Source organism: Vibrio sp. 11-4(1) (assembly GCF_013048625.1).
In the GTDB taxonomy this organism is placed as follows: Bacteria; Pseudomonadota; Gammaproteobacteria; order Enterobacterales; family Vibrionaceae; genus Vibrio; species Vibrio diabolicus.
In genome coordinates, this window is record NZ_VHSY01000006.1 from 128,289 (window position 1) to 154,137 (window position 25,849).

23 protein-coding genes and 1 tRNA gene are annotated in these 25,849 nt (G+C 44.0%); 10 read left to right on the plus strand and 14 right to left on the minus strand.

The genetic code is table 11. The features are described from left to right. Position 1: 1 nt before the first annotated feature. The 5 genes from FKN16_RS13620 to FKN16_RS13640 are packed head-to-tail and all read left to right on the plus strand — an operon-like array spanning position 2 to position 4,926. Positions 2 to 2,815: a phage tail protein gene (locus FKN16_RS13620; RefSeq protein WP_170902922.1), complete on the plus strand. Its 2,814-nt coding sequence runs from the start codon at positions 2 to 4 to the stop codon at positions 2,813 to 2,815. Positions 2,816 to 2,828: 13 nt separating this feature from the next. Continuing rightward, positions 2,829 to 3,365, plus strand: coding sequence for an adenine glycosylase (locus tag FKN16_RS13625; RefSeq protein WP_145473641.1), 537 nt, complete (start codon positions 2,829 to 2,831; stop codon positions 3,363 to 3,365). A gap of 9 nt (positions 3,366 to 3,374) precedes the next feature. Continuing rightward, positions 3,375 to 4,064, plus strand: a complete 690-nt coding sequence (locus tag FKN16_RS13630; protein WP_145473642.1) for a hypothetical protein — start codon at positions 3,375 to 3,377, stop codon at positions 4,062 to 4,064. Then, complete coding sequence (locus FKN16_RS13635; RefSeq protein ID WP_170902923.1) at positions 4,055 to 4,726, plus strand: hypothetical protein; 672 nt, start codon at positions 4,055 to 4,057, stop codon at positions 4,724 to 4,726. The genes FKN16_RS13630 and FKN16_RS13635 overlap by 10 nt, the downstream gene beginning before the upstream one ends. 2 nt (positions 4,727 to 4,728) lie before the next feature. Beyond that, positions 4,729 to 4,926, plus strand: a complete 198-nt coding sequence (locus FKN16_RS13640; protein WP_145473643.1) for a hypothetical protein — start codon at positions 4,729 to 4,731, stop codon at positions 4,924 to 4,926. A gap of 134 nt (positions 4,927 to 5,060) precedes the next feature. Here FKN16_RS13640 and FKN16_RS13645 read toward each other — a convergent pair whose 3' ends face one another. After that, positions 5,061 to 6,965 (minus strand): acyltransferase family protein, encoded by a 1,905-nt coding sequence (locus FKN16_RS13645; RefSeq protein WP_170902924.1) that lies wholly within the window; start codon positions 6,963 to 6,965, stop codon positions 5,061 to 5,063. A gap of 815 nt (positions 6,966 to 7,780) precedes the next feature. Here FKN16_RS13645 and FKN16_RS13650 point away from each other — a divergent pair. Next, positions 7,781 to 8,410 carry a DsbA family protein gene (locus tag FKN16_RS13650; RefSeq protein ID WP_170902925.1) on the plus strand — a complete coding sequence of 210 codons (630 nt, stop codon included), beginning with the start codon at positions 7,781 to 7,783 and terminating at the stop codon, positions 8,408 to 8,410. A gap of 75 nt (positions 8,411 to 8,485) precedes the next feature. On the opposite strand, the gene FKN16_RS13655 is transcribed toward FKN16_RS13650, so the two are convergent. Continuing rightward, entirely contained in the window at positions 8,486 to 9,811 is a 1,326-nt protein-coding gene (locus FKN16_RS13655) for a Na+/H+ antiporter family protein (RefSeq protein WP_005396535.1), read from the minus strand. Between the two features lie 28 nt (positions 9,812 to 9,839). Continuing rightward, on the minus strand, positions 9,840 to 10,484 hold the full coding sequence (rnt, locus tag FKN16_RS13660) for a ribonuclease T (protein ID WP_012841569.1): 645 nt from the start codon (positions 10,482 to 10,484) through the stop codon (positions 9,840 to 9,842). A gap of 263 nt (positions 10,485 to 10,747) precedes the next feature. On the opposite strand from rnt, the gene FKN16_RS13665 reads away from it, so the two are divergent. Next, positions 10,748 to 11,629: an OmpA family protein gene (locus FKN16_RS13665; RefSeq protein ID WP_012841571.1), complete on the plus strand. Its 882-nt coding sequence runs from the start codon at positions 10,748 to 10,750 to the stop codon at positions 11,627 to 11,629. Positions 11,630 to 11,748: 119 nt separating this feature from the next. Here FKN16_RS13665 and FKN16_RS13670 read toward each other — a convergent pair whose 3' ends face one another. From FKN16_RS13670 to FKN16_RS13715, 10 genes are all read right to left on the minus strand, one after another. Then, positions 11,749 to 12,183, minus strand: a complete 435-nt coding sequence (locus FKN16_RS13670) for a DUF2753 domain-containing protein (RefSeq protein WP_005384886.1) — start codon at positions 12,181 to 12,183, stop codon at positions 11,749 to 11,751. Positions 12,184 to 12,333: 150 nt separating this feature from the next. Next, a complete protein-coding gene (gloA, locus tag FKN16_RS13675; RefSeq protein WP_005380739.1) occupies positions 12,334 to 12,750 on the minus strand; it encodes a lactoylglutathione lyase in 417 nt (138 codons plus the stop codon). A 32-nt stretch (positions 12,751 to 12,782) separates the two neighbouring features. Continuing rightward, on the minus strand, positions 12,783 to 13,424 hold the full coding sequence (nth, locus tag FKN16_RS13680) for an endonuclease III (protein ID WP_005396542.1): 642 nt from the start codon (positions 13,422 to 13,424) through the stop codon (positions 12,783 to 12,785). A 64-nt stretch (positions 13,425 to 13,488) separates the two neighbouring features. Further along, positions 13,489 to 14,181, minus strand: coding sequence for an electron transport complex subunit E (locus tag FKN16_RS13685; protein ID WP_170902926.1), 693 nt, complete (start codon positions 14,179 to 14,181; stop codon positions 13,489 to 13,491). After that, positions 14,181 to 14,813, minus strand: coding sequence for an electron transport complex subunit RsxG (gene rsxG / locus FKN16_RS13690; protein ID WP_006743364.1), 633 nt, complete (start codon positions 14,811 to 14,813; stop codon positions 14,181 to 14,183). The genes FKN16_RS13685 and rsxG overlap by 1 nt, the downstream gene beginning before the upstream one ends. 7 nt (positions 14,814 to 14,820) lie before the next feature. Further along, positions 14,821 to 15,867, minus strand: a complete 1,047-nt coding sequence (rsxD, locus tag FKN16_RS13695) for an electron transport complex subunit RsxD (RefSeq protein ID WP_005396545.1) — start codon at positions 15,865 to 15,867, stop codon at positions 14,821 to 14,823. Beyond that, positions 15,867 to 18,503, minus strand: coding sequence for an electron transport complex subunit RsxC (gene rsxC / locus FKN16_RS13700; protein ID WP_170902927.1), 2,637 nt, complete (start codon positions 18,501 to 18,503; stop codon positions 15,867 to 15,869). Before rsxC ends, rsxD begins: the two co-directional genes overlap by 1 nt. 8 nt (positions 18,504 to 18,511) lie before the next feature. Then, the gene (gene rsxB / locus FKN16_RS13705) at positions 18,512 to 19,108 is read right to left on the minus strand and encodes an electron transport complex subunit RsxB (protein ID WP_005396655.1); all 597 of its coding nucleotides are present in this window, start codon (positions 19,106 to 19,108) and stop codon (positions 18,512 to 18,514) included. 3 nt (positions 19,109 to 19,111) lie between these two features. Next, on the minus strand, positions 19,112 to 19,690 hold the full coding sequence (gene rsxA / locus FKN16_RS13710; RefSeq protein ID WP_005380762.1) for an electron transport complex subunit RsxA: 579 nt from the start codon (positions 19,688 to 19,690) through the stop codon (positions 19,112 to 19,114). Between the two features lie 328 nt (positions 19,691 to 20,018). Beyond that, positions 20,019 to 20,094: transfer RNA gene (locus tag FKN16_RS13715), tRNA-Asn, on the minus strand. 582 nt (positions 20,095 to 20,676) lie between these two features. Here FKN16_RS13715 and uvrB point away from each other — a divergent pair. The 3 genes from uvrB (at position 20,677) to luxU (ending at position 24,749) form a co-directional block, all read left to right on the plus strand. Beyond that, positions 20,677 to 22,707 (plus strand): excinuclease ABC subunit UvrB, encoded by a 2,031-nt coding sequence (gene uvrB, locus FKN16_RS13720; RefSeq protein WP_170902928.1) that lies wholly within the window; start codon positions 20,677 to 20,679, stop codon positions 22,705 to 22,707. A gap of 294 nt (positions 22,708 to 23,001) precedes the next feature. Further along, positions 23,002 to 24,408 carry a quorum-sensing sigma-54 dependent transcriptional regulator LuxO gene (luxO, locus tag FKN16_RS13725; RefSeq protein ID WP_005396653.1) on the plus strand — a complete coding sequence of 469 codons (1,407 nt, stop codon included), beginning with the start codon at positions 23,002 to 23,004 and terminating at the stop codon, positions 24,406 to 24,408. Continuing rightward, entirely contained in the window at positions 24,405 to 24,749 is a 345-nt protein-coding gene (gene luxU, locus FKN16_RS13730; RefSeq protein ID WP_012841577.1) for a quorum-sensing phosphorelay protein LuxU, read from the plus strand. Before luxO ends, luxU begins: the two co-directional genes overlap by 4 nt. A 113-nt stretch (positions 24,750 to 24,862) precedes the next feature. Here luxU and FKN16_RS13735 read toward each other — a convergent pair whose 3' ends face one another. Further along, positions 24,863 to 25,759 (minus strand): YvcK family protein, encoded by an 897-nt coding sequence (locus tag FKN16_RS13735; protein ID WP_006742807.1) that lies wholly within the window; start codon positions 25,757 to 25,759, stop codon positions 24,863 to 24,865. Between the last annotated feature and the right edge of the window lie 90 nt (positions 25,760 to 25,849).

Consider the following 25,849-nt stretch of genomic DNA (forward strand, 5'->3'; position numbering starts at 1 on the left):
TATGGTCAATAGTACACAAAAGTCAATTTTAACAAATGCTGGTAAAGCTCTATTGGCGAGGCTGAACGCAGATGAGCAAGCGCTAGTCATCGATAAAATGGTGTTTGCCAACATACCAAACCGCCAAGAGTTTCCGCAGCCGGAGGATGGTTTACCTTCAGAATATATTGTTTATCAAGAGCCTATTGAACAGCGCGGGCGTCTTTCTGAGCATGCCGTTATTTACAGCTCTACGTTACGCAGCAGTGTTGGCCCTTTTGAGTTTAACTGGACAGGCGCATACTGCTCGGAGCACGAAACACTTGTCACGATTGATCATCATACTCTTACTCCTAAGACGGTTGATGAGGCCGGAGTAGCGGGAAATACGCTAGTTCGTTCTTTAGTTTTAGAATACAAAGACGCGGCAGCCATTACCAATATTACGGTTGAGCCTGAGAGTTGGCAGTACAATGCTAGCAAACGGCTTGTAAAGATGGACCTTGATGTGGCCCAAAGTTTAATGGATCAAAACGGCACGAGTTGGTTTATTGAAGAAGGTTTTTTGGTCACGAATGTTGATACTGGCAAGTTTAAGGTTGGCAGCGGTGTTGGTTATGTCAATGGGTTTCGCGTAAGCCTTGATTACGATAGAAGCCTTACGACGAGCCTTACTGCTGCTAATGTCTATATAGATTGTGTTCGTGATGGCCGTGCTACCGGTGAGCAATTCACCGAGTATAGTTTTGTCATTACGGAAGGCCTGTTGCAAGACTATGTCGATGACCAAAAACGTCAACACTATGTGTGTAAGCTCGCGGAAATTAAAAGCTCTACTCATACGGTTGATTTACGTCCAAAATCTAAATTGGAAGTGGGTACAGGTGAGTTTTATGCCATTGACGGAGTGCATGTTGAAAAAGCTCAAGGCGTATCCTTTGATTTGTCGGTCGACAACAGAGATACGATTTATTCCCTCAAGCAAAGACTGTATGTACCACTAGGTGTGAAGATTCGCTGTAACTTTTTGCCTGATGATGATGTAAGGCAGATCTATGGTGAAGGAGAAATTCTGACCCGAGATATATGGGGGAATGAGCATAAGTTTGATTTGTACAGAGCCACCCATGGCCCTCGTTTTACGCCAAGCAATCGGCTTAATATGGGCATGCGCCTTGGAACAAATATTACGGTTGGCGTAATAGGAGATTCTATCACTGATGGTGCAGATGCATCTGGTTGGAGTGCGAATCCAATTGATGGTAGCGGCAACTTGCGCTCATCAAATTACGACCACAACAAAAATGGTGGAGTGGGTTCATGGTTTCGAATTTTCATCGATAACTTAAATACGATTAGTGCCCAAAATGCAGTGCTTGGGTTTAACGCATCGTCATCGGGTAAAAAACTGATGGATGGTTGGTCTTATCGAAACTTTGACTATGGCTTTTTCCAGAATCACGCCTATCAGAACCGCGCGCCAGACGTACTTTTTGTAGCAATGGGTGTGAATGACAACGGCATGATTGCTGATAACGATGACTTTGATACGTACTGGGAACAGTTCGATAAGTTAATCCGTAAAGCGTGGGGCTACGGCACAACCGTTGGCTTTGTGAGTGTCACCAACACCATAAAATCATGGAGCTACTTGGAAGGCGCTATCAAAAGAAGTCTTGACCAGCAATATCGCACCGTCGAAGTTTTCGATTTAGCGAAGTACTTAGAAAAGTTTAGAACGAGTGGTTTTGAAACTTCATTCGACCTTTGGTACGACGTCAGTAATGTCTACGACATAACCCATCCTAATGATGTAGGTCATCGATTCCTTGGTGGTGCCATGACTAAAGAAGTTCTCGGTAGCCAAATTGCCAGTGTCCAGGACGGTGTGAACATTATCCCTCAAACCAACAACGATACGCTGGTTCGAGGATATCCTTCGGGTAATGACTATGATCCCGTCCTGGAGAATGTCAGCGGTGGTTATCTAGATGAATTCAAAGGTCTGTCGTATGTAGCTCCCAATGAAAATGTGTCTTGTTGGTATTTTCTATGGTGTGAAGACGATGATCTGTCGTTAGTGTGTATGGAGCCAAAAGCGAACACCTACAATGGGAGTGGTAGGGCTCACTCTTTGAAAGTGATGCTAAATGATTTTCAAAGTGATGAAACCACTTATACCGTGGCGTCCACAGGGTTAAATAGTATTTCAAGCTACATGACAACTAAAATATCGAAGCTTGGTTACGGGCTAAACCTTGTCCGAGTGATTTATGACGGACAACCTTCGAAAGTTTACCTTCCAATTATGATGATACGCAAAAATGAGTCTTTGGCCGTGATACCAACTGTTCGTCGTCGTTTCTCTAGTACATTGAAACCGATTTCTTTATTTGGTAGTCAGCGTGATTTTTTAAATCGTCGGTTCCAACCTACAGATGCTAGAGATGAGCTGCCAGATGCTGTTGATGGAAAAACATATCCAGTAGCAGGATATGTGAAAGTTCAAACTCCGAATAAGTGTGGTGTTGCGGTGTTTGCAAAAGAGCAAACAAACGAGGGCCTAAAAGTCATTCGAAAAGACTCAGCAACGATTTCTCTTAAACGTCTTAACGATACATTAATAGAAGATATTGCGCTGAATGTGAGTAATGACTGGGCAGTTCAGTGGACAGCACAACCAAACAAACAAGGTCAAATAACCGTTGTTGGCACGGATGGAACAAGTATTACGCGAACGATTGATGACTTGTCTGGAGGGGCATGCTTGTTCGTAAACGAATCCACGACACAAGAGACTTGCATTGTATTTGGCGGCGCACTGCAAATTGACTAAGGTGTAGATGTTTATGTTATCTCTTAACGGCATCCCAATCTCACTTAAGAATCTGCGTATTAGTGTACGCCAACAGCTAGCCGGACAAGATATGTCCGGCCAGTCCTCGTCGACTGACCAAGCCGAAACGGGTAACAAAGGCAAAGTGTTGTCCGTAAGTGGCGTGATCCCATTTAGTAAGAGTGAAATCCTAAGCAACCTTTTCACTATGGCAGGCGGACAAGATAGCAATGCTCGCCAGATTTATCGCATCAGCAATAACACGGCCGCTGCGCTAAAGATTCGCCAGGTGAAGTTCCAAGGTACTATTCGAGCCGATGAACAAGAGAGCAACCGGCAATGGAACGTCGCTTTCGAGTTGGTCGAGCATCTGTCCGTTCCTGAGCGTGTTGAACAGCGACAGGAAGATAAGCCAGCAACTCAACAGCAGGTGCAAGGGGTAACCACTCCGGTTGAGGTGGGGCAAAGTGAAGACGTTCCGCCAGATACCAGCGTCGAGCTCACTGGCATCATGAAGTTTCTCAAATCACTAGACGAAATATTGTCTTAGGGAGGAGTGATGGAACCAAATCATAAGTTCGTTTGCCGAGCCTATCTTGGCAGTCAGAAGGTTAAAGCGAAAAAACACCGTATTCTCTTTGATGTGAACACGCCAGGTCGCTGCTCAATTTCCGTAGAAGGTGCCCCGAAGGTTAATACCATTATTGCGGTTGATATCGGGTGGGGTGACAGCATATCGCGGGTATTTCTTGGTTATATCGAACGGGTTCAAGCATCAGAAAAAGGGTGGTCAGAACTGTTTTGTCGTGAGTTGGCGGCATTATTGTTTAAGCCGCTTGATATCACGCTTCGTCATCCGACCTTGATGCAATTACTGAGCGATGTCACCAACAAAACTGGACTGCAGTTTGTCGTGCCGGAAGCGGCTTACAGTAAAACTTCCATCCCTTGCTTTTACAGTGATGGCAATGGTTACCGTGTAATAGACGAGCTGTCTCAAGCGTTCGGTATAGAAGACCTGTTTTGGCAACAGCAAGGTAATGGCCAAATCTATGTGGGCTCTTGGAAAGACTCTTACTGGGCAGATAAGCCGGTGACTATTCCTGATAGCTTAATGACGGGACACGCTACAGCGAAGTCCGTGAGAATACCTGCGAGCCCTAAGTTAAGACCGGGGGCAGTCGTCAATGGCTTGCGTTTGGTGGGTGTTGATTTCCAAGGAACAGAGGTGAAGCTGACATGGACGTAAATGCAATAAAGCGGATCATCTTCCGACTGTTTCCAGAACTGACCGGACGCTGGCACTTGCCACGATGGGGTAAGGTGGTTGCGTTACCTGAGCTGCCGGAAGAGGGCGACATGTCTGATCGCTTTTATCCGCATTACGCAGTGGACGTTCAGCTGCTCGATGAAAAGGGCGTGGAGTTCAAAGACAAATCACCACTTCAGGCGGTACCACTACCAATACCAGGGGGGGGTGAATATGCCGGAAGACTTGAGCCACCGGCAATCGGCAGCATTGTAGAAATAGGCTTTATGTTCGGCCAACCGGATAAGCCTTTTATTCGTTGTGTGTTGCCATTGGGATTCAAGTTGCCAGCGATTAAGCAAGGCGAAAGCCGTTACCAACAACGCCAAGGTGTTTACCAGTTGGTCGACGAAGAAGGTAACTTTGAAAGCAAGACCGACAAAGACAACATCACCGAATGTTTAAACCAACGCATCAAAGTGTTGGAAGACAAAATAGAAGAAATCACAAACAACAAAACCACGACTGCCAAGAAAATCATAGAAGTCGCTGACCTCATCACCATGAATGGCGGTAAAGGGATTGTGCAAGGTGATTGTATCTGCGCGTTCACAGGCAAGCCTCACTCTGATTTGTCATCGACAGTTAAGGCAGGTAAATAAACATGGCAATGAGTAAAGCTTCACTTAAACAGAAGTTGGAAACCGAACTACAAGCACAAGGGTTCGTTCTTGCAGGCGAATTTGCCATGGTAGGGAAGATGGCAGAAGCGATCGCCAACGCTGTCTATGATGAAATAACACAAAACGCCAAGGCAAACATATCTAGTGGTAGCTCAGCAGGTGAACATCCAATTGTTTAGCTACCCAATAAAAAGGAGCTTTGTTAGTTACACCAATTCGACTCAACTGTAAATATCACCTGATAACATGTAAATTTTATCAGGTGATATAAGAAACTAGCTAATAACGGTCTGTATAGAATAAATAACTACATTTATTTTAAGTAAATATCAATCTTAGGTTTGATTATATTTTTAACGATATAATTAGAGCCTTCTAACGTTAAATGCCCATAGTCCCAGACAATAGGTGTATTCGCATTATCAACTTTAGCTAGACATTCTGTGCCGTCACATAGTTCATCAAGTAAAGAAATATAAAATATTTCTGATTTTGAATATCTTTCTCTAAGATTAATGTCAATATCTAGTAGCTCAGTTACAAATGAATAATCTTCGAATTTTTTTTCTTTCGCGTCCATGTGCCGCATAGCGATCGCTTTTGGTAATGATGGCTCCCATTGGGGAACTGGACCAATTAAAACAAACCTAGACTTAACTCCAAGAGCTCGGGACTCTTTTACAATTTTTAAGTAGTCATTGAGGTCATGTTCATTTTTTTGAGCTAAGAAAACAAAGTCAGGATTGAAGCTAATGACTGTTTCAAACGCTTTCTCATTAGAGCGATCACAAGCCTTTTTAAATTCACCTGTAGTTTTATTATCTTTTTCTATTAAAGGTCTACATCCAGAGCTTGCAACTTGAAGAATATCCATCTCAGGGAAGTTATTTCTCAAACCATAAGATAAAGCTTGAGCATGAGAGTCACCCCATAAAAGAGCAGAGTATTTACTATCATTATTTAATTTAAAGCAAGAGTCATCGATTCCATTACTTTTTTCGACATAATTAAAGGAATCAAAAAAATCACACTCTTGTCTGTATTCTTTAAGGAAACTATCTGTTACATAGTTTTCATGATGGTACATATTTAAGTACTTTGATTCTGGAGATTTTGTTAATTCTCTGACTGGGGAGTTAATACCATTTTCAATATATACAAACAAACTTATTGGTACTAATGCAACAACCATGTAAAGCGGTTTTACTTGGTAAAAAAGAAACCAAGAAGAGTAGTTTTTAAATGATATTCTTTCTATATACTTAGAACTCATGCCACCAAGAAATATTGATAACAATATTCCTGCTATTGTTGCTTCATCTAAGCCATATGAATATATAAATACAACTATTGGCCAATGCCAAAGGTATATAGAGTAAGACCACTTACCTAATGGCTGAAAGATGAAATTGTTAGTAATGAAGCTATTTTGACGATTGGAAATGATTATAAAGTAAGCTCCAAGGACAGGAAGGATAGCAAAGTGGCCAGGCCAAGGAATGCTGCTAGTTACGAAAAAATATGATCCAAGAATTAATGATAAACCCAGAAATTCTAAAACTCTTTTCTTTTTTTCTGAGAGGTTCCAAGGATATGCATAAGCAACGCCTCCCATCATCATCTCCCATGCTCTAGTAGGTAGCAGATAGTAAGAAGGGTTTGGCCACTTGTTAGTTGCAATTACACTTAAAATGAAGCCTAAGGTGGTACCAAACACGAGAAGGAGCTTTAAACTACGTAAAGGTAAGAACTTCTTGAGAGCTAGGATTACTACTGGGTAAAGAATATAAAATTGCCACTCGACAGAAAGTGACCATGTGTGAAGTAACCATTTCTCATGAGAAGCTGCATCAAAATAACCAGACTCACGCCAATAAACAATGTTAGATAAAAAACTAATGCTACTAGCAACGTGTTTACCTAATACTTTATAGTCTGAGGGTGTTAAATAGAGCCATCCAAAAACTAATAAAATAATACATAGTACAGCGAGAGCTGGAATGATACGGTTCGCACGTGCGACGTAGAACTGAAAAAGACTGAAGTTATCTTTTTCCAATCCTCGAAAAATTATCCCTGTCATCAAAAAACCTGAGATAACAAAGAAAACATCAACACCAGCAAAACCACCAGGAACCCACGATGGATTAAAGTGAAAGAGTACAACCGCTATTACAGCAATTGCTCTTAACCCATTTATGTCATACCTAAAGTTCATTACGACTACTCAGAATAAAATAAGACATTATAATTCAAATACAATAAGTTACAAATAAATAATGAGTGGCATTATACAGGTTAACTTTGTCAATCCCATTGCTTGAACATTTTTTTCTTCACATTTACAAAAAATAGTCAATATGAAAGGGCCTAAATATACGGTTAGTTAAATAATCTCTCTTCTACGGAATCCGCACTCCTCCTCCCCACCTGCGACGTTTTCGATCTGGTTTTTTCGCAATTCTTAAATGTCGAAATTCAGCTGTCTACGTAACACGGTAGATATCAAGCGAAGCCTTAGCTATAGCGGGGTTCGAGAATACCCCCAGACCTCTAAGAATCGCTTCTAGAGCCATTTTAGAAATTTCAAAAGTTGAAAAGAATTTCAGGAAATTGCAATTTTAATGATCTGGAAAGATCAGGTAGTGATTGGTAAGTGTTTGAAAATCATGGGGTGAGTGTGTTTTTCGTCATAAATGAAGACGATCAAAAGAAGAAAGAGACGATCAATTGTGAAGCTTACGAAGCCTTATATAGATTGGCTTGAAGGCGAATTACCAAGATAAATAAGTTTTTCAATTTATGAGACTGTATAATTACTCTGAGATTTTGAAATGACTTTGAAGTTAACGGTAAGAAATCTCTGTTTTCGTGGGAAGTGCATGAGAAGAGCTAAAGCCTGCTTCTTTGCCGGACGGCTTGTTAACTTCGAAGCCTAAACCAAGCAATTAGATTTAAATGTGTCGCCACTTCATCGCCACTTAATGTTTTTGTTTGATTTAACTAAATGATTTTAAAGGTTTAATTATTAAAGTGGATATAAAGCTTTACTACGTGCATGACCCAATGTGCAGTTGGTGTTGGGGTTACAAACCGACGCTTGATAAATTGAAACAGCAACTGCCAGGCGTTATTCAGTTTGAGTATGTGGTGGGTGGTCTTGCGCCAGATACTAGTTTGCCGATGCCACCAGAGATGCAACAAAAACTCGAAGGTATTTGGAAGCAGATTGAGCGTCAGTTGGGCACCAAGTTTAACTACGATTTCTGGAAGCTTTGTACGCCAGTAAGAAGCACTTACCAATCTTGTCGCGCAGTTATCGCAGCGGACTTTCAAGATTCTTATGAGCAGATGCTAGAAGCGATTCAACATGCGTATTACTTACGTGCGATGCCTCCTCATGAAGAAGCGACTCACTTGCAGCTAGCTAAAGAAATTGGTTTGAATGTTCAGCAGTTCAAGAACGATATGGACGGCTCTTTCTTAGAAGGTGTGTTCCAAGATCAACTGAGTCTTGCAAAGAGCCTAGGCGTGGATTCTTACCCTAGCTTGGTTCTTCAAATTAACGACGCTTATTTCCCGATTGCCGTGGATTATCTGTCAACAGAGCCTACCTTGAAACTGATACGTGAGCGTATTATTGACAATATGCCAGCGCAATAATCGCGATTTCAAATAACAAAAAGCCGCTCAATGAGCGGCTTTTTCGTAACTAAGTATATCCATCAAACAACGGTACTAAAGCACCATTGCAGCAATCCAACCAAAGATGATCAGTGGAATGTTGTAGTGGATAAAGGTTGGAACAACCGTTTCCCAAATGTGCTCATGCTGACCGTCGGCATTTAGACCAGATGTAGGGCCTAATGTCGAGTCGGACGCTGGAGAACCAGCATCACCCAAAGCGGCAGCAGTACCAACTAGCGCGATTGTTGCCATTGGCGAAAAACCAAATGCCAACGCGAGTGGAACGTAGATTGTCGCCAAGATTGGAATGGTTGAAAACGATGAACCGATACCCATTGTTACCAACAGACCAACAATTAGCATTAATAGCGCAGCAAGCGGCTTATTATCACCAATGCTGGTAGAGAGAGACTGTACTAATGTCTCAACGCCACCTGTTTGCTTCATTACCGCAGCAAAACCTGCGGCAGCGATCATGATGAAACCAATCATAGCCATCATATGCACGCCTTTTGTGAAGACATCGTGTGTTTCTTTCCAAGCAATCACACCGCCAAAAGTAAACACCATAAAGCCAGCTAGAGCACCAATAATCATTGAGCCAGTGTAAAGCTGAACACCCAATGCGGCGACAATACCAAGAGCGGCCACCAAGATGTGCTTTTTATTGATAGCATGATCTGTCTCGTGAACGACAGTCAACTCCGTTTCTTCGTAGATGCGCGGTTTACGGTAGCTAACAAAGATCGCCAGCAATAGACCAAACAACATACCAGCACCTGGCAGTAACATTGCCGTTGGAACTTGGCTTGCAACCACGTTTTCCAAACCGTTGTCATGTAGGTTCTTTAATAGAATGTTGTTTAAGAAAATACCGCCGAAACCAACAGGTAAGATCATGTAAGGTGTGATCAAACCAAAAGTAAGAACACACGCGACCAAACGCCGATCGAGCTTAAGTTTCGCAAATACGCCCAAAAGAGGTGGAATCAAAATTGGAATAAAGGCGATATGGACCGGAATTACGTTCTGAGATGACATAGTGACAAGAACGAGCGCGACTAACACCGCGTACTTTAACCCGGTAGTTGACGCCGAGTTTTCTTTACCGTTTAAGCGCTTGATAACACTTTTTGCCAGTAGGTCCGTGATGCCAGATTTAGAGATGGCAACGGCGAAAGTACCTAACATTGCGTAGCTTAGAGCGATAGTCGCACCGCCACCTAAACCACTTTCGAACGCGGCAACTGTGTCTCCAAGGCTCATGCCTGCGACAAGGCCACCAACGATGGCACTAAACGTGAGGGCAACCACCACGTTTACGCGCATCAATGCTAACACGAGCATGACGCACACTGATATAACGACAGGATTCATACTTTTCCTAATATGTTGTGTTTACTTATTATTCTTCGTCAACAAGCGGCCAACCGCCGAGGGCCTTCCATTTGTTGACAATGCCGCAGAATAATTCTGCTGTTTTTTGTGTATCGTAAAGCGCTGAGTGTGCTTCACGATTATCGAATTCCATCCCGGCCGTTTTGCATGCTTTCGCGAGAACCGTTTGACCATAAGCAAGGCCACTCAATGTTGCCGTGTCAAAAGTAGCAAAGGGATGAAAAGGGACTCTTTTTAGTTTACAGCGCTCATTGGCTGCATTTACAAAACCTAAGTCGAATGCTGCGTTATGGGCAACCATAATTGCGCGCGAGCAATCTGCGGCTTTTTGTTCTTTGCGAATAAGTTTATAAATCTCTTTTAACGCTTCTTGCTCAGAAACTGCACCACGAAGAGGGCTATATGGGTCACGAATACCATTGAATTCTAGCGCTTCTTTTTCTAAGTTAGCGCCCTCAAATGGCTCAACATGAAAATGAATGGTGGAGGCTGGATGCAACACGCCATCTTCGTCCATTTTTAACGTAACGGCGCAAATTTCTAAAAGTGCATCAGTTTGAGCATTGAAACCTGCGGTCTCAACGTCTACTACCACAGGGAAATAACCACGAAAGCGTTTTTTCAAGGTCAGAGCTTCATTTTCTATTGTCATGTCGGCTTATTTTTGTGTGACGAAGGCTGCATTATTGCAGATTATACCGACGAGAAAAACCGCAATTTAGGAGAAAAACGGAATTCTATTTTGCATCTCATCAATACGCTCGATCGCATTTCGGGTGATTGAGTTACCATGATTAACGTTAATCGTAATATCACGATATTTCGCACGTTGGCGAGGTTTTTGCATGCCAGGTGAAGTGGTTTTATTGATTCAAATTGACGGCAACAGACTGCCGTTTAAGAGACAGTACTTAGATGAAGAAATGGCTGATTACTAGTGGCGTTGTATTTTCGTTGTTTAGCACAAGCAGTTTTGCTGTGATGGGCAAACGTTATGTTGCCACTCCACAGCAATCTCAATGGGAAATGGTGGTCAACACACCGTTAGAATGCCAACTTGTTCACCCTATTCCAAGTTTTGGAGATGCGGTATTTTCATCTCGTGCGAATAAAAAAATCAATTTAGACTTTGAGTTAAAAATGCGTCGTCCGATGGGAGAAACACGTAACGTCAGTCTCATCTCTATGCCGCCACCTTGGCGACCAGGTGAACACGCCGATCGAATTACAAACCTAAAGTTTTTTAAACAGTTTGATGGTTATGTCGGAGGGCAAACAGCATGGGGCATTTTGTCTGAGCTGGAAAAAGGGCGTTATCCGACCTTTAGTTATCAGGATTGGCAGAGCCGAGATCAGAGAATTGAAGTCGCATTGTCATCCGTGCTGTTTCAAAATAAGTACAACGCGTTTAGCGACTGTATTTCCAATTTATTGAAATACAGTTTTGAAGACATTGCCTTTACGATTTTGCACTACGAAAGACAAGGCGATCAGTTAACCAAGGCTTCCAAAAAGCGTTTATCACAAATTGCAGATTATATCCGACATAATCAAGATATCGATCTCGTGCTGGTGGCGACGTACACCGATTCAACCGATGGCAAAAGTGCGAGTCAAAGTTTATCTGAGCGACGTGCAGAGTCACTTCGTGATTATTTTCAGTCTCTAGGGCTACCGGAAGATCGAATTCAAGTGCAAGGGTACGGCAAGCGTCGTCCTATTGCAGATAATGGCTCGCCAATAGGAAAAGACAAAAACCGCCGAGTCGTAATATCACTCGGGCGAACCCAAGTGTAACGAATATAAAAACGCCGAAGCTGAAAGCTTCGGCGTTTTTAATTTACTGACGTTGTTAATAATATTTTAATGGTATTTGCCAAGTACCTTTAGGTGGTTCCGGCTGTATAATTTGAATGTTAGTTTAAGCGGAATTTGGCAATGACTTCGCAATTGGTTGCGGTATCTATTTTTTCAACCTGTTTGGCAATAGCCGGATTAGGATGACGTTTCATGAAGTCTATTAATGCTTTAGTGCAACATCCTATTGAGTCGATAAAGCTTGCACATTCTTTATTTGGGCATTGTGGGATGAGTGTTAAGACTTTCTCTGAAGCCAGCTGAAGGTATTTGAGTTCATAGTCAGTGTCTCCGGCCCAACGCCAGAACTGAGCTAAGTTATGACAAGAAATCACAGAAATTAATAATCGCTCGTCTGCTTCAATTTCCACACATTCGCTAATATCTTCACTCAGGCTTAGGGCTTGCTGGTAATGAAGAATGCTGCGAACAGGGTCATCTAGTTGAAGTGCCGTATCGGCTAGAAGTGTGTGTTTTTCCCATTCACTGATCATTATCGTAATCCCGCATATCGAAGTTGCGGACAAATCTAAACGATAATTATTATCAAGTAAAGTGTTTTGTTTATAAAAGGACAGGCAGATCGCAGACCTGCCTGTAATCGATGTTCAACTTGCAGTACAAGTGATTATTAGAAGTACCGCTTAGCCTTCAAGACCTGCTGAAGCTTGCTTGTTTTGGATAAGCTCAATCATATAACCATCTGGGTCTTTTACGAATGCAATGTGTGTGCTTCCGCCTTTTACTGGACCTGGTTCACGCGTCACATTACCGCCCGCCGCTTTGATAGCGTCGCAAGTTGTGTAGATATCATCAACACCAATGGCGATATGACCAAAAGCAGTACCTAGGTCATATTCAGTTTTACCCCAGTTGTAAGTTAGCTCGATCACAGCACCTTGGGATTCGTCACCGTAGCCAAGAAACGCCAGTGTGTATTCGTACTCTTTATTCTCGTTCGTACGAAGCAACTGCATGCCCATAACTTCAGTGTAAAACTTGATGGATTTGTCTAGATCACCTACGCGAAGCATAGTGTGGAGAATTCGACCATTTGACATTTTTTGCTCCTAGCTTTGATTTTCAAATAGCGTTAGCTATCTGGATATACTTTCTCTTTATATTCGCACAAATCTTCAATAATGCAGCTACCGCAGCGAGGCTTTCTCGCCAAGCACGTGTAGCGGCCATGAAGAATGAGCCAGTGGTGCACATCGAGTTTGAACTCTTTTGGCACAACTTTTAATAGCTTTTGCTCGACATCATCAACCGTTTTGCCCATTGCAAACTTAGTACGATTCGACACGCGATAAATGTGCGTATCGACGGCAATGGTTGGCCAACCAAAAGCGGTGTTGAGCACGACGTTTGCGGTCTTGCGACCTACGCCTGGTAGCGCTTCTAACGCTGCACGATCTTCAGGAACTTCACCATTGTGTTTTTCCAACAAGATCTTACAAGTCTTGATAGTGTTTTCTGCTTTTGAGTTAAATAAACCGATGGTCTTTATGTATTCTTTTAAGCCATCAACTCCCAAATCGAGAATACTTTTCGGTGTATTAGCGACAGGGAAAAGCTTGTCGGTGGCTTTATTGACACTTACATCGGTTGCTTGCGCTGATAGTAATACCGCGATTAGCAGTTCAAAAGGGGAGCTCCAGTTAAGCTCAGTTTGAGGATTCGGATTGTTTTCTCGTAATCGCTCAAGAATTTCGATTCTTTTTATTTTGTTCATTGCTGACTTCCAATACCGTCTTTGCGGTTTATGAAAAAGGCTCCTATGACAGAGCCTTATTTTGTTATGCGTTGGTGACGCGAGCACGTTCTATGGTTGGTTTTTCTTCTTTTGGTTGACGTGCCTGGACTGAATTATCGATGACATTTTTAAGCGCTATCAACAGACCAACACCGATAAATGCACCGGGTGGAAGAAGCGCTAGCAGAAAGCTGTTGTCAAATTGGAAAACTTGAATGCGGAGAGCGGATGCCCAGTCTCCTAATAGCAGATCTGCCCCGTCGAATAGTGTGCCATTACCAATTAACTCACGCATGGCACCTAGCACGACCAAAACGCTTGTCATACCAAGCCCCATCCATAAACCGTCTAATGCTGCAGGCGCAACATCATTTTTTGAAGCATATGCTTCAGCTCGACCAATAATGATGCAGTTGGTTACAATCAGAGGAATAAAGATACCAAGAGACAGGTATAAACCATACGCATAGGCATTCATCAATAACTGAACACAGGTAACGAGAGAGGCAATGATCATCACGAACACAGGAATGCGGATCTCTTTTGGTACGTAATTACGAATAAGAGAAACCGTGACGTTGGAGCCGACCAGCACTAATAAGGTTGCAATACCAAGACCTAAGGCATTGGTTATCGTGGAAGAAACCGCTAACAGTGGACATAAGCCCAGCAGTTGTACGAGAGCAGGGTTATTGCTCCACATACCGTTTTTCATCAGCAAGTTATTTTCACTCATTACTGCTCTCCTTCACAGCCTAACGGCTGGCTAAGAATGTCTTCACGAGACTGGTTTACGTAGTTAACGGTATTTCGCACCACTTTTACGACGGCTCTAGGTGTGATCGTTGCACCAGTAAATTGATCGAAATCACCACCATCTTTACGAACTTTCCATGAGTTCCAGTTACTTTCCGTGACTTGTTTGCCCGTAAAGCTCAGGATCCAGTCGGTGACACGAAGATCAATTTTATCGCCCAGGCCAGGGGTTTCTTGATGGCTTAAGACGCGTGTCCCCAAAATATTGCCCTGATTGTCAATCCCAGTAATAACTTTTATCTCACCATTGTAGCCATCTGGCGCGATGGATTCTATTGCGATTGCTGTCGGTTCACCATTCTTCGTGGCGAGGTAGGCTGGCATCGCACGTAATGTCCCCAGTTCTGGTGACGTGACCATAGTGCAGGCTTGCGTGAGTGCGTTGTCATGCATGTTTTCTGGAATGACTTGATTCAAAACAGAAAGCAATTGTTGTTGTTCTTGTATCTTGATTTGGTCTTTTGTTAGGTACTGAGTAAAGGCGACTAATCCGGTTGTTGCACAGGCAAAGATCGCAAGTGTCAGACCATTTTTTCTAATAGCGGTTAACATGTTTACCTCAGTGACCGTAAGTTCTAGGTTTGGTGTAGTAATCGATCAGTGGTACACACATATTTGCAAGTAACACTGCGAATGCAACACCATCAGGGAAGCCGCCCCAACTGCGAATGATAAAGACCAAAGCACCAATAAGCGCGCCAAAGATCAAACGTCCTTTAACGGTTGTCGACGCCGACACGGGATCGGTTGCAATAAAGAATGCGCCAAGCATGGTTGCACCTGATAGCAAGTGGAAGATTGGCGACGCAGTTTCCCCTGGGGTCAGTAAGCTGAACACGAGGCTAAATAGCGTCAGGCTCACTAGGAAACCTGCTGGGATATACCACTGGATGATGCGTTTTTTGATCATCACTAAACCACCAAGTAAGTAGGCAAGATTTACCCATTGCCAACCAATGCCAGCTAAGCCATCGAATATTGGCTGCGACAGTACTTCGCTTGGGGTTGCACCTGTATGAATACCTGTTTTAAATGCATCAAGTGGAGTCGCCATTGTCACGCCGTCAACCCCCGTTCGAACTTGCTGAAGCGATAAGCCGTCGTAATCATAGCCCGTAAAAATTAAAGAGAGTGTATCTGCAAAATTTACGTGATCAGGTATGAGTGACGTCGGGGCACTCCAACTCGTCATTTGCACTGGGAATGAGATCAATAAGACCACATAAGCGACCATGGCAGGATTGAATAAGTTTTGACCAAGGCCACCATATAGGTGTTTAGCGATTACGATCGCGAAAATAAGTCCGATCACCATAATCCACCACGGAGACCATGGTGGGATAGCAACGGCTAATAACCAAGCGGTAACGATCGCACTGTTATCACGTAGTGCTCGCATCGGCGAACGTTTACGGAAGACCATAACTAAGGCTTCAAGTGATACAGCGACTGCGATGGCAAAAATCAGCTGAATAAGCGTTCCCCACCCAAAGAAGTAGGTCTGAGCCGCTAAACCTGGGAGAGCACAAAGTGCCACCCATTTCATTAAGTCAGGTGTACTACGACGGCTGTGGGTATGCGGTGAACTGGCAATAAAAAACGACACTACTCGTTCTCCTCAGTATTATTTTTATTAGCTTCTTGCTGCGCTTTGCGAGCTTTCGCGCGCGCAATAGCCGCAGCGACAGCTACTTTTTTCGGATCTTCAGTTTGTTCAGCAGGCGTTTCAGCTTCTACCGTTTCTGCTGGTTCTTGTTGCTTAGCTTTACGCGCTTTGGCGCGCGCAATAGCCGCAGCGACAGCCGCTTTTTTCGGATCTTCAGTTTGTTCAGCAGGCGTTTCAGCTTCTTCCGTTTCAGTTGAATCTGCTTGTTTCGCTTTACGCGCCTTAGCGCGTGCAATGGCAGCGGCCACGGCGGCTTTTTTCGGATCTTCAGCTTGCTCAGCAGGCGCTTCAGCTTCTACCGTCTCAGCTGAGTCTGCTTGTTTCGCTTTACGAGCCTTAGCGCGTGCAATGGCAGCAGCCACGGCGGCTTTTTTCGGATCTTCGGTTTGCTCGGCAGGTGCTTCAGCTTTTTCCGCTTCAGTTGAGTCTGCTTGTTTCGCTTTGCGCGCTTTGGCTCGAGCAATTGCAGCGGCAACTGCGGCTTTCTTCGGATCGTCGGTTGGCTCAGTAGACGTTTCAGCTTCTTCAGTTTCAGTTGAGTCTGCTTGTTTCGCTTTACGAGCCTTAGCGCGTGCAATGGCAGCAGCAACGGCGGCTTTTTTCGGATCGTCGGTTGTCTCAGTAGGCGTTTCAGCTTCTTCGGTTTCAGTTGAGTCTGCTTGTTTCGCTTTACGCGCTTTGGCACGCGCAATAGCAGCAGCAACCGCGGCTTTCTTCGGCTCTTCAGCTTGCTCAGCAGGTGCTTGAGCTTCTAACGTTTCGGTTGATTCTTCTTGTTGAGCTTTTTTCGCTTTAGCTCGGGCGATGGCTGCTGCAACTGCCGATTTCTTATCATCAGCGTTGTTGTCTGGCGTTTCGCCTTGCTCTTTTTGTGCTTTACGTTCGCGGGCTAGACGTTTGCGTTCTTCGCGCAGTTTTGCCATTTCTGAGTTATCAGGTTCACTAGAGCCTGCTTTAGCGGCTGCGGCCTGTTTTGCCTTCGCTTTGGCAATGGCTGCTGCGACGGCAGGTTTCACGGCTGGCTCTGCTTTTTCTGTTGTTTCTGTCTTCTGAGCTTTCACTCGTGCGATCGCTGCTGCAATCGCATCATCACCACCAGAAGATTTCATGTCTTTACGGCGCTGATCGGCTGCTTTCTTAAAGCGATTTTCACGTTCTGCTTTTTCGCGCTCCATGCGCGCTTTCTTCTCTTCAAAACGCAGCTTCGCTCGTTCAGCAGCTTCCGCTTCTTGTGTTCTGGTGCGAATTTCCGCTTTTGCTTGGCGGTAGTACTGTACGAGAGGAATTTCACTTGGACACACAAACGCACAAGCACCGCACTCGATACAATCCTTTAAGTTTAGTTCTTCGAGTTTGTCATACTCTTCAGCTTTTGCATGCCATTGCAGTTGCTGAGGTAGCAGTGAAGCAGGGCAAGCTTCAGCACATTGGCTACAGCGAATACATTCCATCTCATGTTGGTGTGGAGAGATCTCACGACGAGTCGGGGCAAGGATACAGTTTGCTGTCTTGGTAATCGGCACTTGAGAGTGGGGAAGGGTGAAGCCCATCATTGGTCCACCCATGATTAAACGTTGTAACTTCTTATCGGCTTTATAGCCAAACTCATCCAATAACGCCTGTACTGGTGTACCTAATAATGCCCAAACATTGCGTGGTTGTTTGAATGTTTTACCGGTGAGAGTCACCACGCGTTTTATCATCGGTTCACCATCGATGATTGCGCGTTTGATTGAGTAAAGAGAACCGACATTTTGAACCAAAATACCAATATCGGCTGGAATTGCGCCGCTTGGTACTTCTTTATTGGTCAAAATTTTGATCAGCTGTTTTTCACCACCAGAAGGGTATTTAGTCGGGATAACGCGAATGACGATATCTTTGTTTAGAGCCGCAGCTTCTAACGCTTTGATTGCCTCTGGTTTGTTATCTTCAATACCAATAATCGTGAGCTTTGGTGTCAGGATATGTTCGACAATCTCGATACCTTGGATGAGCTCCTCGGCATGCTCTTGCATGAGCTTGTCATCAGATGTGATGTATGGCTCACACTCAGCCGCGTTGACGATAAGAATCTCTGTGCGAGCAAAGCCAGATTGGATTTTTTTTGCGGTAGGGAAACCTGCGCCACCCATACCTGAAATGCCTGCGAGACGAATAATATCGATCAGTGCGTCAGGTGTTTCTTGTTTGTAATCCGCGACGGGTTTTCTCTCGCACCATGTATCGTTACCATCAGGTGTAATGACTGCACAGAGTTCACTCAGACCTGAAGGGTGAGCAACGGTTCTCGGCTCAATGGCGGTGATCGTACCCGATGTAGGAGCATGCACTGGAACGGTAAAACCAGTTTCGGATTGCGTTAATGGCTGACCTTTTAATACGTGGTCACCTTCGGCAACCAATAAGTTACCAGCCTTACCAATGTGCTGTTTTAGCGGTAATACAATTTCTGATGGGATAGCCGCGTGAACGAGCTCAGTTTTGTTGGACTGCTTTTTGTTTTCTGCCGGATGCACACCACCAGGGAAATCCCAAAGCGAGCCTGTACGAATTTGTTCAATCAAAGACAACATGCGAAACCTTACTTAATTGAATCTTTCACGTTCGCTGCATCGTCGGCAGCATCCGTAATGTTGAGTACTGGAATGGAGTTAAGTTGCCACTTCCAGCTTTCCGTGGTGGTTGCCACAGGAATCATTTCAATACAATCAGTTGGACATGGTGCAACACATAAGTCACACCCCGTACATTCGTCTTTAATTACGGTATGAACCGCTTTTGTACCGCCTACAATTGCATCCACTGGACACGCTTGAATACACTTAGTACAGCCAATGCACATATCTTCATGGATAAACGCAACGGTTGGAATTTTGCTGTCGAGATCGTGCGCAGATTCTTCTGGCTCAACACCCATTAAGTCGGCGAGCTTTTCGATAGTTGCCTGACCGCCTGGCGGACATTTGTTGATGTGGTCGCCATTTGCAATCGCTTCAGCATAAGGGCGGCAACCAGGGTAGCCACATTGACCGCATTGAGTTTGAGGTAAGATTGCGTCGATTTGATCCACAATTGGGTCTGCCTCGACTTTGAAGCGAATAGAAGCAAAACCAAGTATCGCGCCGAAAATCGCAGCAAGAACCGCTAACGCGATGATCGCAATTAAAATCGTACTCATTGTTTACTTCACCAAACCTGTAAAGCCCATAAAGGCTAGTGACATTAAACCCGCTGTAATCATTGCAATCGATGCACCTTTAAAAGGCACTGGTACGTCGGCGGCAGCTATGCGCTCACGCATGGATGCAAAAAGTATCAACACCAATGAGAAACCAACAGCGGCGCCGAAGCCGTAGATAATCGATTCGATAAAGTTATGGTTCTCATTAATATTAAGAAGCGCGACGCCTAATACCGCGCAGTTTGTAGTGATCAGCGGTAAGAAAATACCAAGCAAGCGATAAAGTGTTGGACTTGTTTTGTGCACAACCATTTCGGTGAACTGCACCACAACGGCTATCACCAAAATAAAACTCATGGTTCGAAGGTACTCAATACCCAGTGGACGAAGAATGTAGCTTTCCACTAAATACGCACACACAGACGCGAGCGTTAGCACAAAAGTTGTCGCTAAGCCCATACCTATTGCTGTTTCCAGTTTTTTGGACACACCCATGAAAGGACATAGGCCCAAAAACTTCACCAGTACAAAGTTGTTCACCAGCACAGTGCCGACCAACAACAAAACATATTCGGTCATAGTTATTACGTTCTTAAAATCCGATCTTGATATTATCGTGTTTTGTGACACCAATAACAACCAGTGAACGATGTGGTTTTACATACACGATGGAAAAATAGTCGTCTATGTGAGGTATTTTGATGAATCAATAAGAAATTGAACAGCTTGCTGAATGGATTTTACAAAGACGCTGGTGCTGTCTTTCCTCAAAGAATCTTTTGCTCAGAAGGTGGGAATTACACTTAGCGAGTAATTTTAAGTCGTCACTTGAGATATTGATGGTGAAAGAAATTTTTGATTTCAAAACGAAAAAAGCCGTGTCTTGCGACACGACTTTTCTGGAATTTGGCTCCTCCTGCTGGGCTCGAACCAGCGACCTGCGGATTAACAGTCCGTCGCTCTACCAACTGAGCTAAGGAGGAATTGCTTTGCTTGAAAGCGGAACGAATCTTACCGAGCAGCCAAACTACTGTCAACAGTAAAAAAATACATTTTTAGCAAAAAATATTGGGGGAAGGGCTTTACTTTTCTGTACTGCTTGTCAGTAAAGGGGTGAGGTTAGTTATCCACTAATTTTGTGGATAACTATGTTGATGAGATCTGAGTAAAGATCTTTTATATGCAACCTGGTTTTATTTAGTGAATTTTTAATCAGAGCTATACAGAGAATATGCAATTAAAACATAGATTTATTGATGTTAAGCAAAATGTATTCAAGGTGGATAAAAATCTAGCTTTTGGGGATAAAGAGTGTTTAGGTCAATTTTTGGGGAAAAGTTGTGGAAACTGCAATGTGAAGAATGGGTGTGGCTCTTCAGCTAGGGCGAAGTACTATATCAGAGTAGGTTTTGTATGGCTATAGCATTCTAGACAAACAAGAAAATTTATTAACAATGGTGGGTAAATTTTCAATAGACGTAGATTTCATTGGCTAAGGTGTATATATATACAGCTATATATACAGCTATATATACAGCCAAAGCGCAGTAAAGTTGAGGAAGGGTATGAGTAAAGTCTATGAATTGGTCTCCGATTATCAGCCATCGGGTGACCAGCCGGGAGCGATCAAGCAGCTGCTTGAGGGGCTCGATGCTGGACTGGCACATCAAACACTATTGGGGGTAACGGGATCGGGTAAAACGTTCACACTAGCGAATGTTATCGCTCAAGCCCAGCGACCTGCAATATTACTTGCTCCAAACAAAACGCTCGCAGCGCAATTATATGGCGAGATGAAATCATTCTTTCCCAATAATGCGGTGGAGTACTTTGTTTCCTACTACGATTACTACCAGCCTGAAGCTTATGTCCCGACGACGGATACTTTCATTGAAAAAGACGCATCGGTTAACGCTCACATAGAGCAAATGCGCCTTTCAGCAACGAAAGCACTATTGGAACGTAAAGACGCGATTATCGTTGCGTCTGTTTCTGCTATCTATGGTTTGGGGGACCCAGAATCTTACTTGCAAATGATGTTGCATTTACGTCGTGGTGACGTGATTGATCAACGGGACATGCTACGACGTTTGGCAGAGCTACAATATTCAAGAAATGACGTGTCATTTGAGCGAGGACAGTTTCGGGTTCGTGGCGAAGTGATTGATATCTTTCCAGCGGAATCTGACCAAGACGCAGTTCGTGTCGAAATGTTTGATGATGAAATTGACTGCATCAGTGTTTTTGATCCATTGACTGGTGTGGTGAAACAGCGAGATTTACCACGCTACACCATTTATCCTAAGACGCACTACGTGACACCAAGAGATCGCATTCTTGAAGCGATCGAAAATATTAAGGTTGAATTAGAAGTACGCAAAAAGCAGCTTCTAGACAACAACAAGCTACTGGAAGAACAGCGTATTAGCCAGCGGACTCAATTCGATATCGAGATGATGAATGAGTTAGGTTTTTGCTCAGGTATCGAAAACTATTCTCGCTATCTCAGCGGACGCTCGGAAGGCGAGCCGCCACCGACATTGTTTGATTACTTGCCTCATGACGGTTTGTTGATCATCGATGAATCCCACGTGACGGTGCCGCAGATTGGTGCCATGTATAAAGGTGACCGCTCTCGTAAAGAAACGCTGGTGGAGTTTGGTTTTCGCTTACCTTCTGCGTTAGATAATCGTCCGCTCAAGTTTGAAGAGTTTGAAGCGTTAGCACCGCAGACGATTTTTGTCTCTGCGACGCCAGGAAATTATGAACTAGAAAAATCTTCAGGCGATGTGGCGGATCAAGTTGTTCGTCCAACAGGCTTGCTTGACCCAGAATTGGAAGTTCGCCCAGTAGCGACCCAAGTAGACGACTTGTTGTCTGAAATTCGTCTCCGTTCTGCTAAAGATGAGCGAGTTCTAGTGACAACATTGACCAAACGAATGGCCGAAGATCTCACCGAGTACTTGCACGAACATGATGTTAGGGTACGTTACTTACACTCAGATATTGATACCGTAGAACGTGTGGAGATCATCCGTGATCTTCGTCTTGGCGAGTTTGACGTGCTGGTGGGAATTAACTTGCTACGAGAAGGCTTGGACATGCCTGAAGTTTCGCTGGTTGCAATATTGGATGCAGATAAAGAGGGCTTCTTGCGCTCCGAGCGTTCACTGATTCAGACCATTGGTCGTGCTGCGCGAAACCTTGAAGGTAAGGCGATCTTGTATGCTGACCGAATCACCAACTCCATGAAAAAGGCGATGGATGAAACCAACCGCCGCCGCGAGAAGCAGAAAGCGTACAACGAAGAAATGGGCATTTCGCCGCAAGCGCTCAAACGAAATATCAAAGATATTATGGAATTGGGCGATATTACCAAGTCTAAACGTCAGCGTAATACTAAACAGGTACCTTTGTCGAAAGTGGCGGAGCCTTCGCAAACATACGAGGTCATGTCTCCTCAACAGTTGGAAAAAGAAATCAGTCGACTTGAGGCGGCAATGTATCAGCACGCGCAAGATTTAGAGTTTGAATTGGCGGCGCAAAAGCGTGACGAGATTGAAAAACTAAGAGCGCAGTTCATCGCAAATAGTTAAAAATAAGCTTAATGATCTAGCTTAGCCAAGAGTTTTAGATTGCTTGCAAAAAAAAGAAGCCAATAGGCAGTCGGGTCTATTGGCTTGTTTTGTGAACATCTCGTTCACTAACAACGTCAGTTGGCTAGGTGACCCGAGGGGTCACTAAACTATCAGCATGGTTTATGCCATTTTTTAAATAATTGATATTATTTTTGAATCCTTTCTCTTACCCATAATTTAGCTAATGTTATTTGCAAAATGCAAAGCGTAATGCGATTATTGTTTAAAACACAACAAAATATTAGCTAGGTTATGCAACAAAAATCTGAAGGTCCTAAATCTCGTTACCTTTTAATGGTTGAGGATACCGCATCTGTTGCGGCACTGTACCGCTCATACCTGACACCGCTTGGTATAGATATCAATATTGTCGGTACAGGTAGGGATGCCATTGAAAGTCTCAACCATAGAATTCCAGATCTTATTCTGCTCGATCTTCGTCTGCCAGATATGACGGGGATGGACGTTTTACACGCTGTAAAAAAGAGTCATCCAGACGTACCTATTATTTTTATGACCGCTCACGGTTCTATCGATACCGCGGTAGAAGCAATGCGTCATGGCTCTCAAGACTTTTTGATCAAACCGTGTGAAGCTGACCGCTTACGTGTCACGGTTAACAATGCGATTCGTAAAGCGACTAAGTTAAAAAACGAGGCTGATAACCCGGGAAATCAAAGTTATCAAGGCTTTATTGGCAGTAGTCAAACAATGCAACAGGTTTACCGCACGATTGATTCAGCAGCGAGCAGTAAAGCGAGTATCTTCATCACTGGTGAAAGTGGTACGGGGAAAGAGGTATGCGCCGAGGCAATCCATGCGGCAAGCAAGCGTGGTGACAAGCCTTTTATTGCGATTAACTGTGCTGCAATTCCAAAAGATTTGATTGAGAGTGAGCTGTTTGGTCACGTGAAAGGCGCTTTTACCGGCGCAGCAAATGATCGTCAGGGTGCAGCGGAATTAGCGGATGGTGGCACACTTTTCCTTGATGAATTGTGTGAGATGGACTTAGATTTGCAAACCAAATTGCTGCGATTTATTCAAACCGGCACGTTCCAAAAAGTGGGCTCATCAAAAATGAAGAGCGTGGATGTTCGCTTTGTTTGTGCAACTAACCGTGACCCATGGAAAGAGGTACAAGAAGGTCGATTCCGTGAAGATTTGTACTATCGTTTGTATGTCATTCCTTTGCATTTGCCACCTTTACGTGAACGAGGTGAAGATGTCATTGAAATTGCATACTCACTGTTAGGCTATATGTCGCACGAAGAAGGAAAAAGCTTCGTGCGTTTTGCGCCTGATGTAATCGACCGATTTAATAGCTATGAGTGGCCTGGCAACGTTCGTCAGTTACAAAACGTGCTGCGCAATATCGTTGTTCTAAACAACGGTAAAGAAATCACGTTGGATATGTTACCGCCACCGCTGAATCAACCGCTTGACCGTCCGTCTTCTGTGGCGAAATTCATTGAGCCGAAAGTGATGACTGCGTCTGAGATTATGCCGTTGTGGATGACAGAAAAAATGGCGATAGAGCAAGCGATTGAAGCGTGTGATGGCAATATCCCCCGAGCGGCGGGATACCTAGATGTCAGTCCATCGACGATTTACCGCAAGTTACAGGCTTGGAATGGCAAGGAAGAGCGGCAAAAAGTATGAGTGTGAATGTATTAAATCAGCAAAAAATCGATGAACTGTCGATGGAGATTGGCAGTGATAATGTTCCTGTTTTACTCGATATTTTCTTAGGGGAGATGGATACCTACATCGAGAATTTATCTCAGTTTCAAGGGACAGAGCGATTGCGTTACCTAAAAGAAATCAGTCACGCGTTAAAAAGCAGTGCAGCGAGCTTTGGAGCAGACCGTCTTTGTCAATTGGCGATGTCGATAGATAAAAAAGCCAAAGCTGGTGAGTTAGCTGAAGAGTCAGACGAGTTAAAAACGATGTTCGATCTTTTGCACGAAACACGCGACGCTTATCGTGATTGGCAGCAATAATGCATTGTTCTGATGAGGCTCTTACACAAAACCCTTCACGTAAGTGAAGGGTTTTTTCATTGCTGACAGCGAGTAAACTTGAAGCTATCCCCTAGCGTTAGAGGGCGTTTTTTTTAAATTGAAAGCCTTAGCTGGCTTTCAATAGCGAGCTTGAGTTTATCTCGGTCGTGACGCCAATCTCGGTTCGACGAAGCTAACGATTCCGTCACTACATTCCACTGGCTCAAGACTTCTTGCTCGGTTTCCTCTGCTAGAACCACGTCTATCTTCCTACCTTGGCAGGCACGCTCACACCATTCTAATTTTTGTGCCATGGTCATTCGTCCGGCTGGGCCGTACTCCGGGCTCAAGTTGGCAACGAAAATGACTTTTGCTTTCTCATTGGCGGCAATGGCTTTGCCGAGCTCAGGCAACAGCAAAGGAGGCATGATGCTGGTTAAAAAGCTGCCAGGACCAAGAATAATAGCGTCTGCTTCTGCCAGTGCAGTCACTGCTTCTTTAGTTGCAGGAACTTCTGGTGATAGATCGAGACGGCGTAAATCGGTGTCCATCTCGTCTACATTCGTTTCTCCCGTGACCCACTTCCCATCCACGGATAACGCGGAAAGATCGGAAGGGTGTTCAGACATAGGAAGAATGTTAACGTCGACTTTTAACATGTTTCGAATCAGATTGATGGCATCTAACGGTCTGACCGATAAGTTATCGAGCGCCGTAAGCATCAAGTTACCGAGGTTATGACCATCAAGCTCGCCAGTACCTTTGAAGCGATATTCAAACATCATTGAACTGATCGACGGCTCTGTGATCAGCTGATTAATGCAGTTCCGTGTGTCGCCCCAGGCGATTCCACCTTGGCAGTGACGAATTCTTCCTGTTGAGCCACCATTGTCTGTTGTGGCGACAATGCCAGTTGCATTGCCGCCAAAATCCCGTAGTGCGGCCAACATTCGACCTAAGCCATGACCACCGCCAACAGCGACCACTTTTTTATCCGTGTAGATATTCATTACGTTCTTCTAATAATCTTGTAAAAAACGGCTACAATTTATCTTAAGGAGTGCTTGAAAGGTACTCACTTAGCGGTAAATTGTGTCTCT

Coding starts and splice junctions, on each gene's coding strand:
- rsxA (WP_005380762.1), bottom strand. CDS start 19,690: ATGACCGAATATGTTTTGTTGTTGGTCGGCACTGTGCTGGTGAACAAC.
- luxO (WP_005396653.1), top strand. CDS start 23,002: ATGCAACAAAAATCTGAAGGTCCTAAATCTCGTTACCTTTTAATGGTT.
- FKN16_RS13630 (WP_145473642.1), top strand. CDS start 3,375: ATGGAACCAAATCATAAGTTCGTTTGCCGAGCCTATCTTGGCAGTCAG.
- FKN16_RS13645 (WP_170902924.1), bottom strand. CDS start 6,965: ATGAACTTTAGGTATGACATAAATGGGTTAAGAGCAATTGCTGTAATA.
- FKN16_RS13665 (WP_012841571.1), top strand. CDS start 10,748: ATGAAGAAATGGCTGATTACTAGTGGCGTTGTATTTTCGTTGTTTAGC.
- luxU (WP_012841577.1), top strand. CDS start 24,405: ATGAGTGTGAATGTATTAAATCAGCAAAAAATCGATGAACTGTCGATG.
- uvrB (WP_170902928.1), top strand. CDS start 20,677: ATGAGTAAAGTCTATGAATTGGTCTCCGATTATCAGCCATCGGGTGAC.
- rsxG (WP_006743364.1), bottom strand. CDS start 14,813: ATGTTAACCGCTATTAGAAAAAATGGTCTGACACTTGCGATCTTTGCC.
- FKN16_RS13625 (WP_145473641.1), top strand. CDS start 2,829: ATGTTATCTCTTAACGGCATCCCAATCTCACTTAAGAATCTGCGTATT.
- FKN16_RS13670 (WP_005384886.1), bottom strand. CDS start 12,183: ATGATCAGTGAATGGGAAAAACACACACTTCTAGCCGATACGGCACTT.
- FKN16_RS13620 (WP_170902922.1), top strand. CDS start 2: ATGGTCAATAGTACACAAAAGTCAATTTTAACAAATGCTGGTAAAGCT.
- rnt (WP_012841569.1), bottom strand. CDS start 10,484: ATGACAATAGAAAATGAAGCTCTGACCTTGAAAAAACGCTTTCGTGGT.
- rsxB (WP_005396655.1), bottom strand. CDS start 19,108: ATGAGTACGATTTTAATTGCGATCATCGCGTTAGCGGTTCTTGCTGCG.
- FKN16_RS13640 (WP_145473643.1), top strand. CDS start 4,729: ATGGCAATGAGTAAAGCTTCACTTAAACAGAAGTTGGAAACCGAACTA.
- nth (WP_005396542.1), bottom strand. CDS start 13,424: ATGAACAAAATAAAAAGAATCGAAATTCTTGAGCGATTACGAGAAAAC.
- gloA (WP_005380739.1), bottom strand. CDS start 12,750: ATGTCAAATGGTCGAATTCTCCACACTATGCTTCGCGTAGGTGATCTA.
- FKN16_RS13635 (WP_170902923.1), top strand. CDS start 4,055: ATGGACGTAAATGCAATAAAGCGGATCATCTTCCGACTGTTTCCAGAA.
- FKN16_RS13655 (WP_005396535.1), bottom strand. CDS start 9,811: ATGAATCCTGTCGTTATATCAGTGTGCGTCATGCTCGTGTTAGCATTG.
- FKN16_RS13685 (WP_170902926.1), bottom strand. CDS start 14,181: ATGAGTGAAAATAACTTGCTGATGAAAAACGGTATGTGGAGCAATAAC.
- FKN16_RS13735 (WP_006742807.1), bottom strand. CDS start 25,759: ATGAATATCTACACGGATAAAAAAGTGGTCGCTGTTGGCGGTGGTCAT.
- rsxC (WP_170902927.1), bottom strand. CDS start 18,503: ATGTTGTCTTTGATTGAACAAATTCGTACAGGCTCGCTTTGGGATTTC.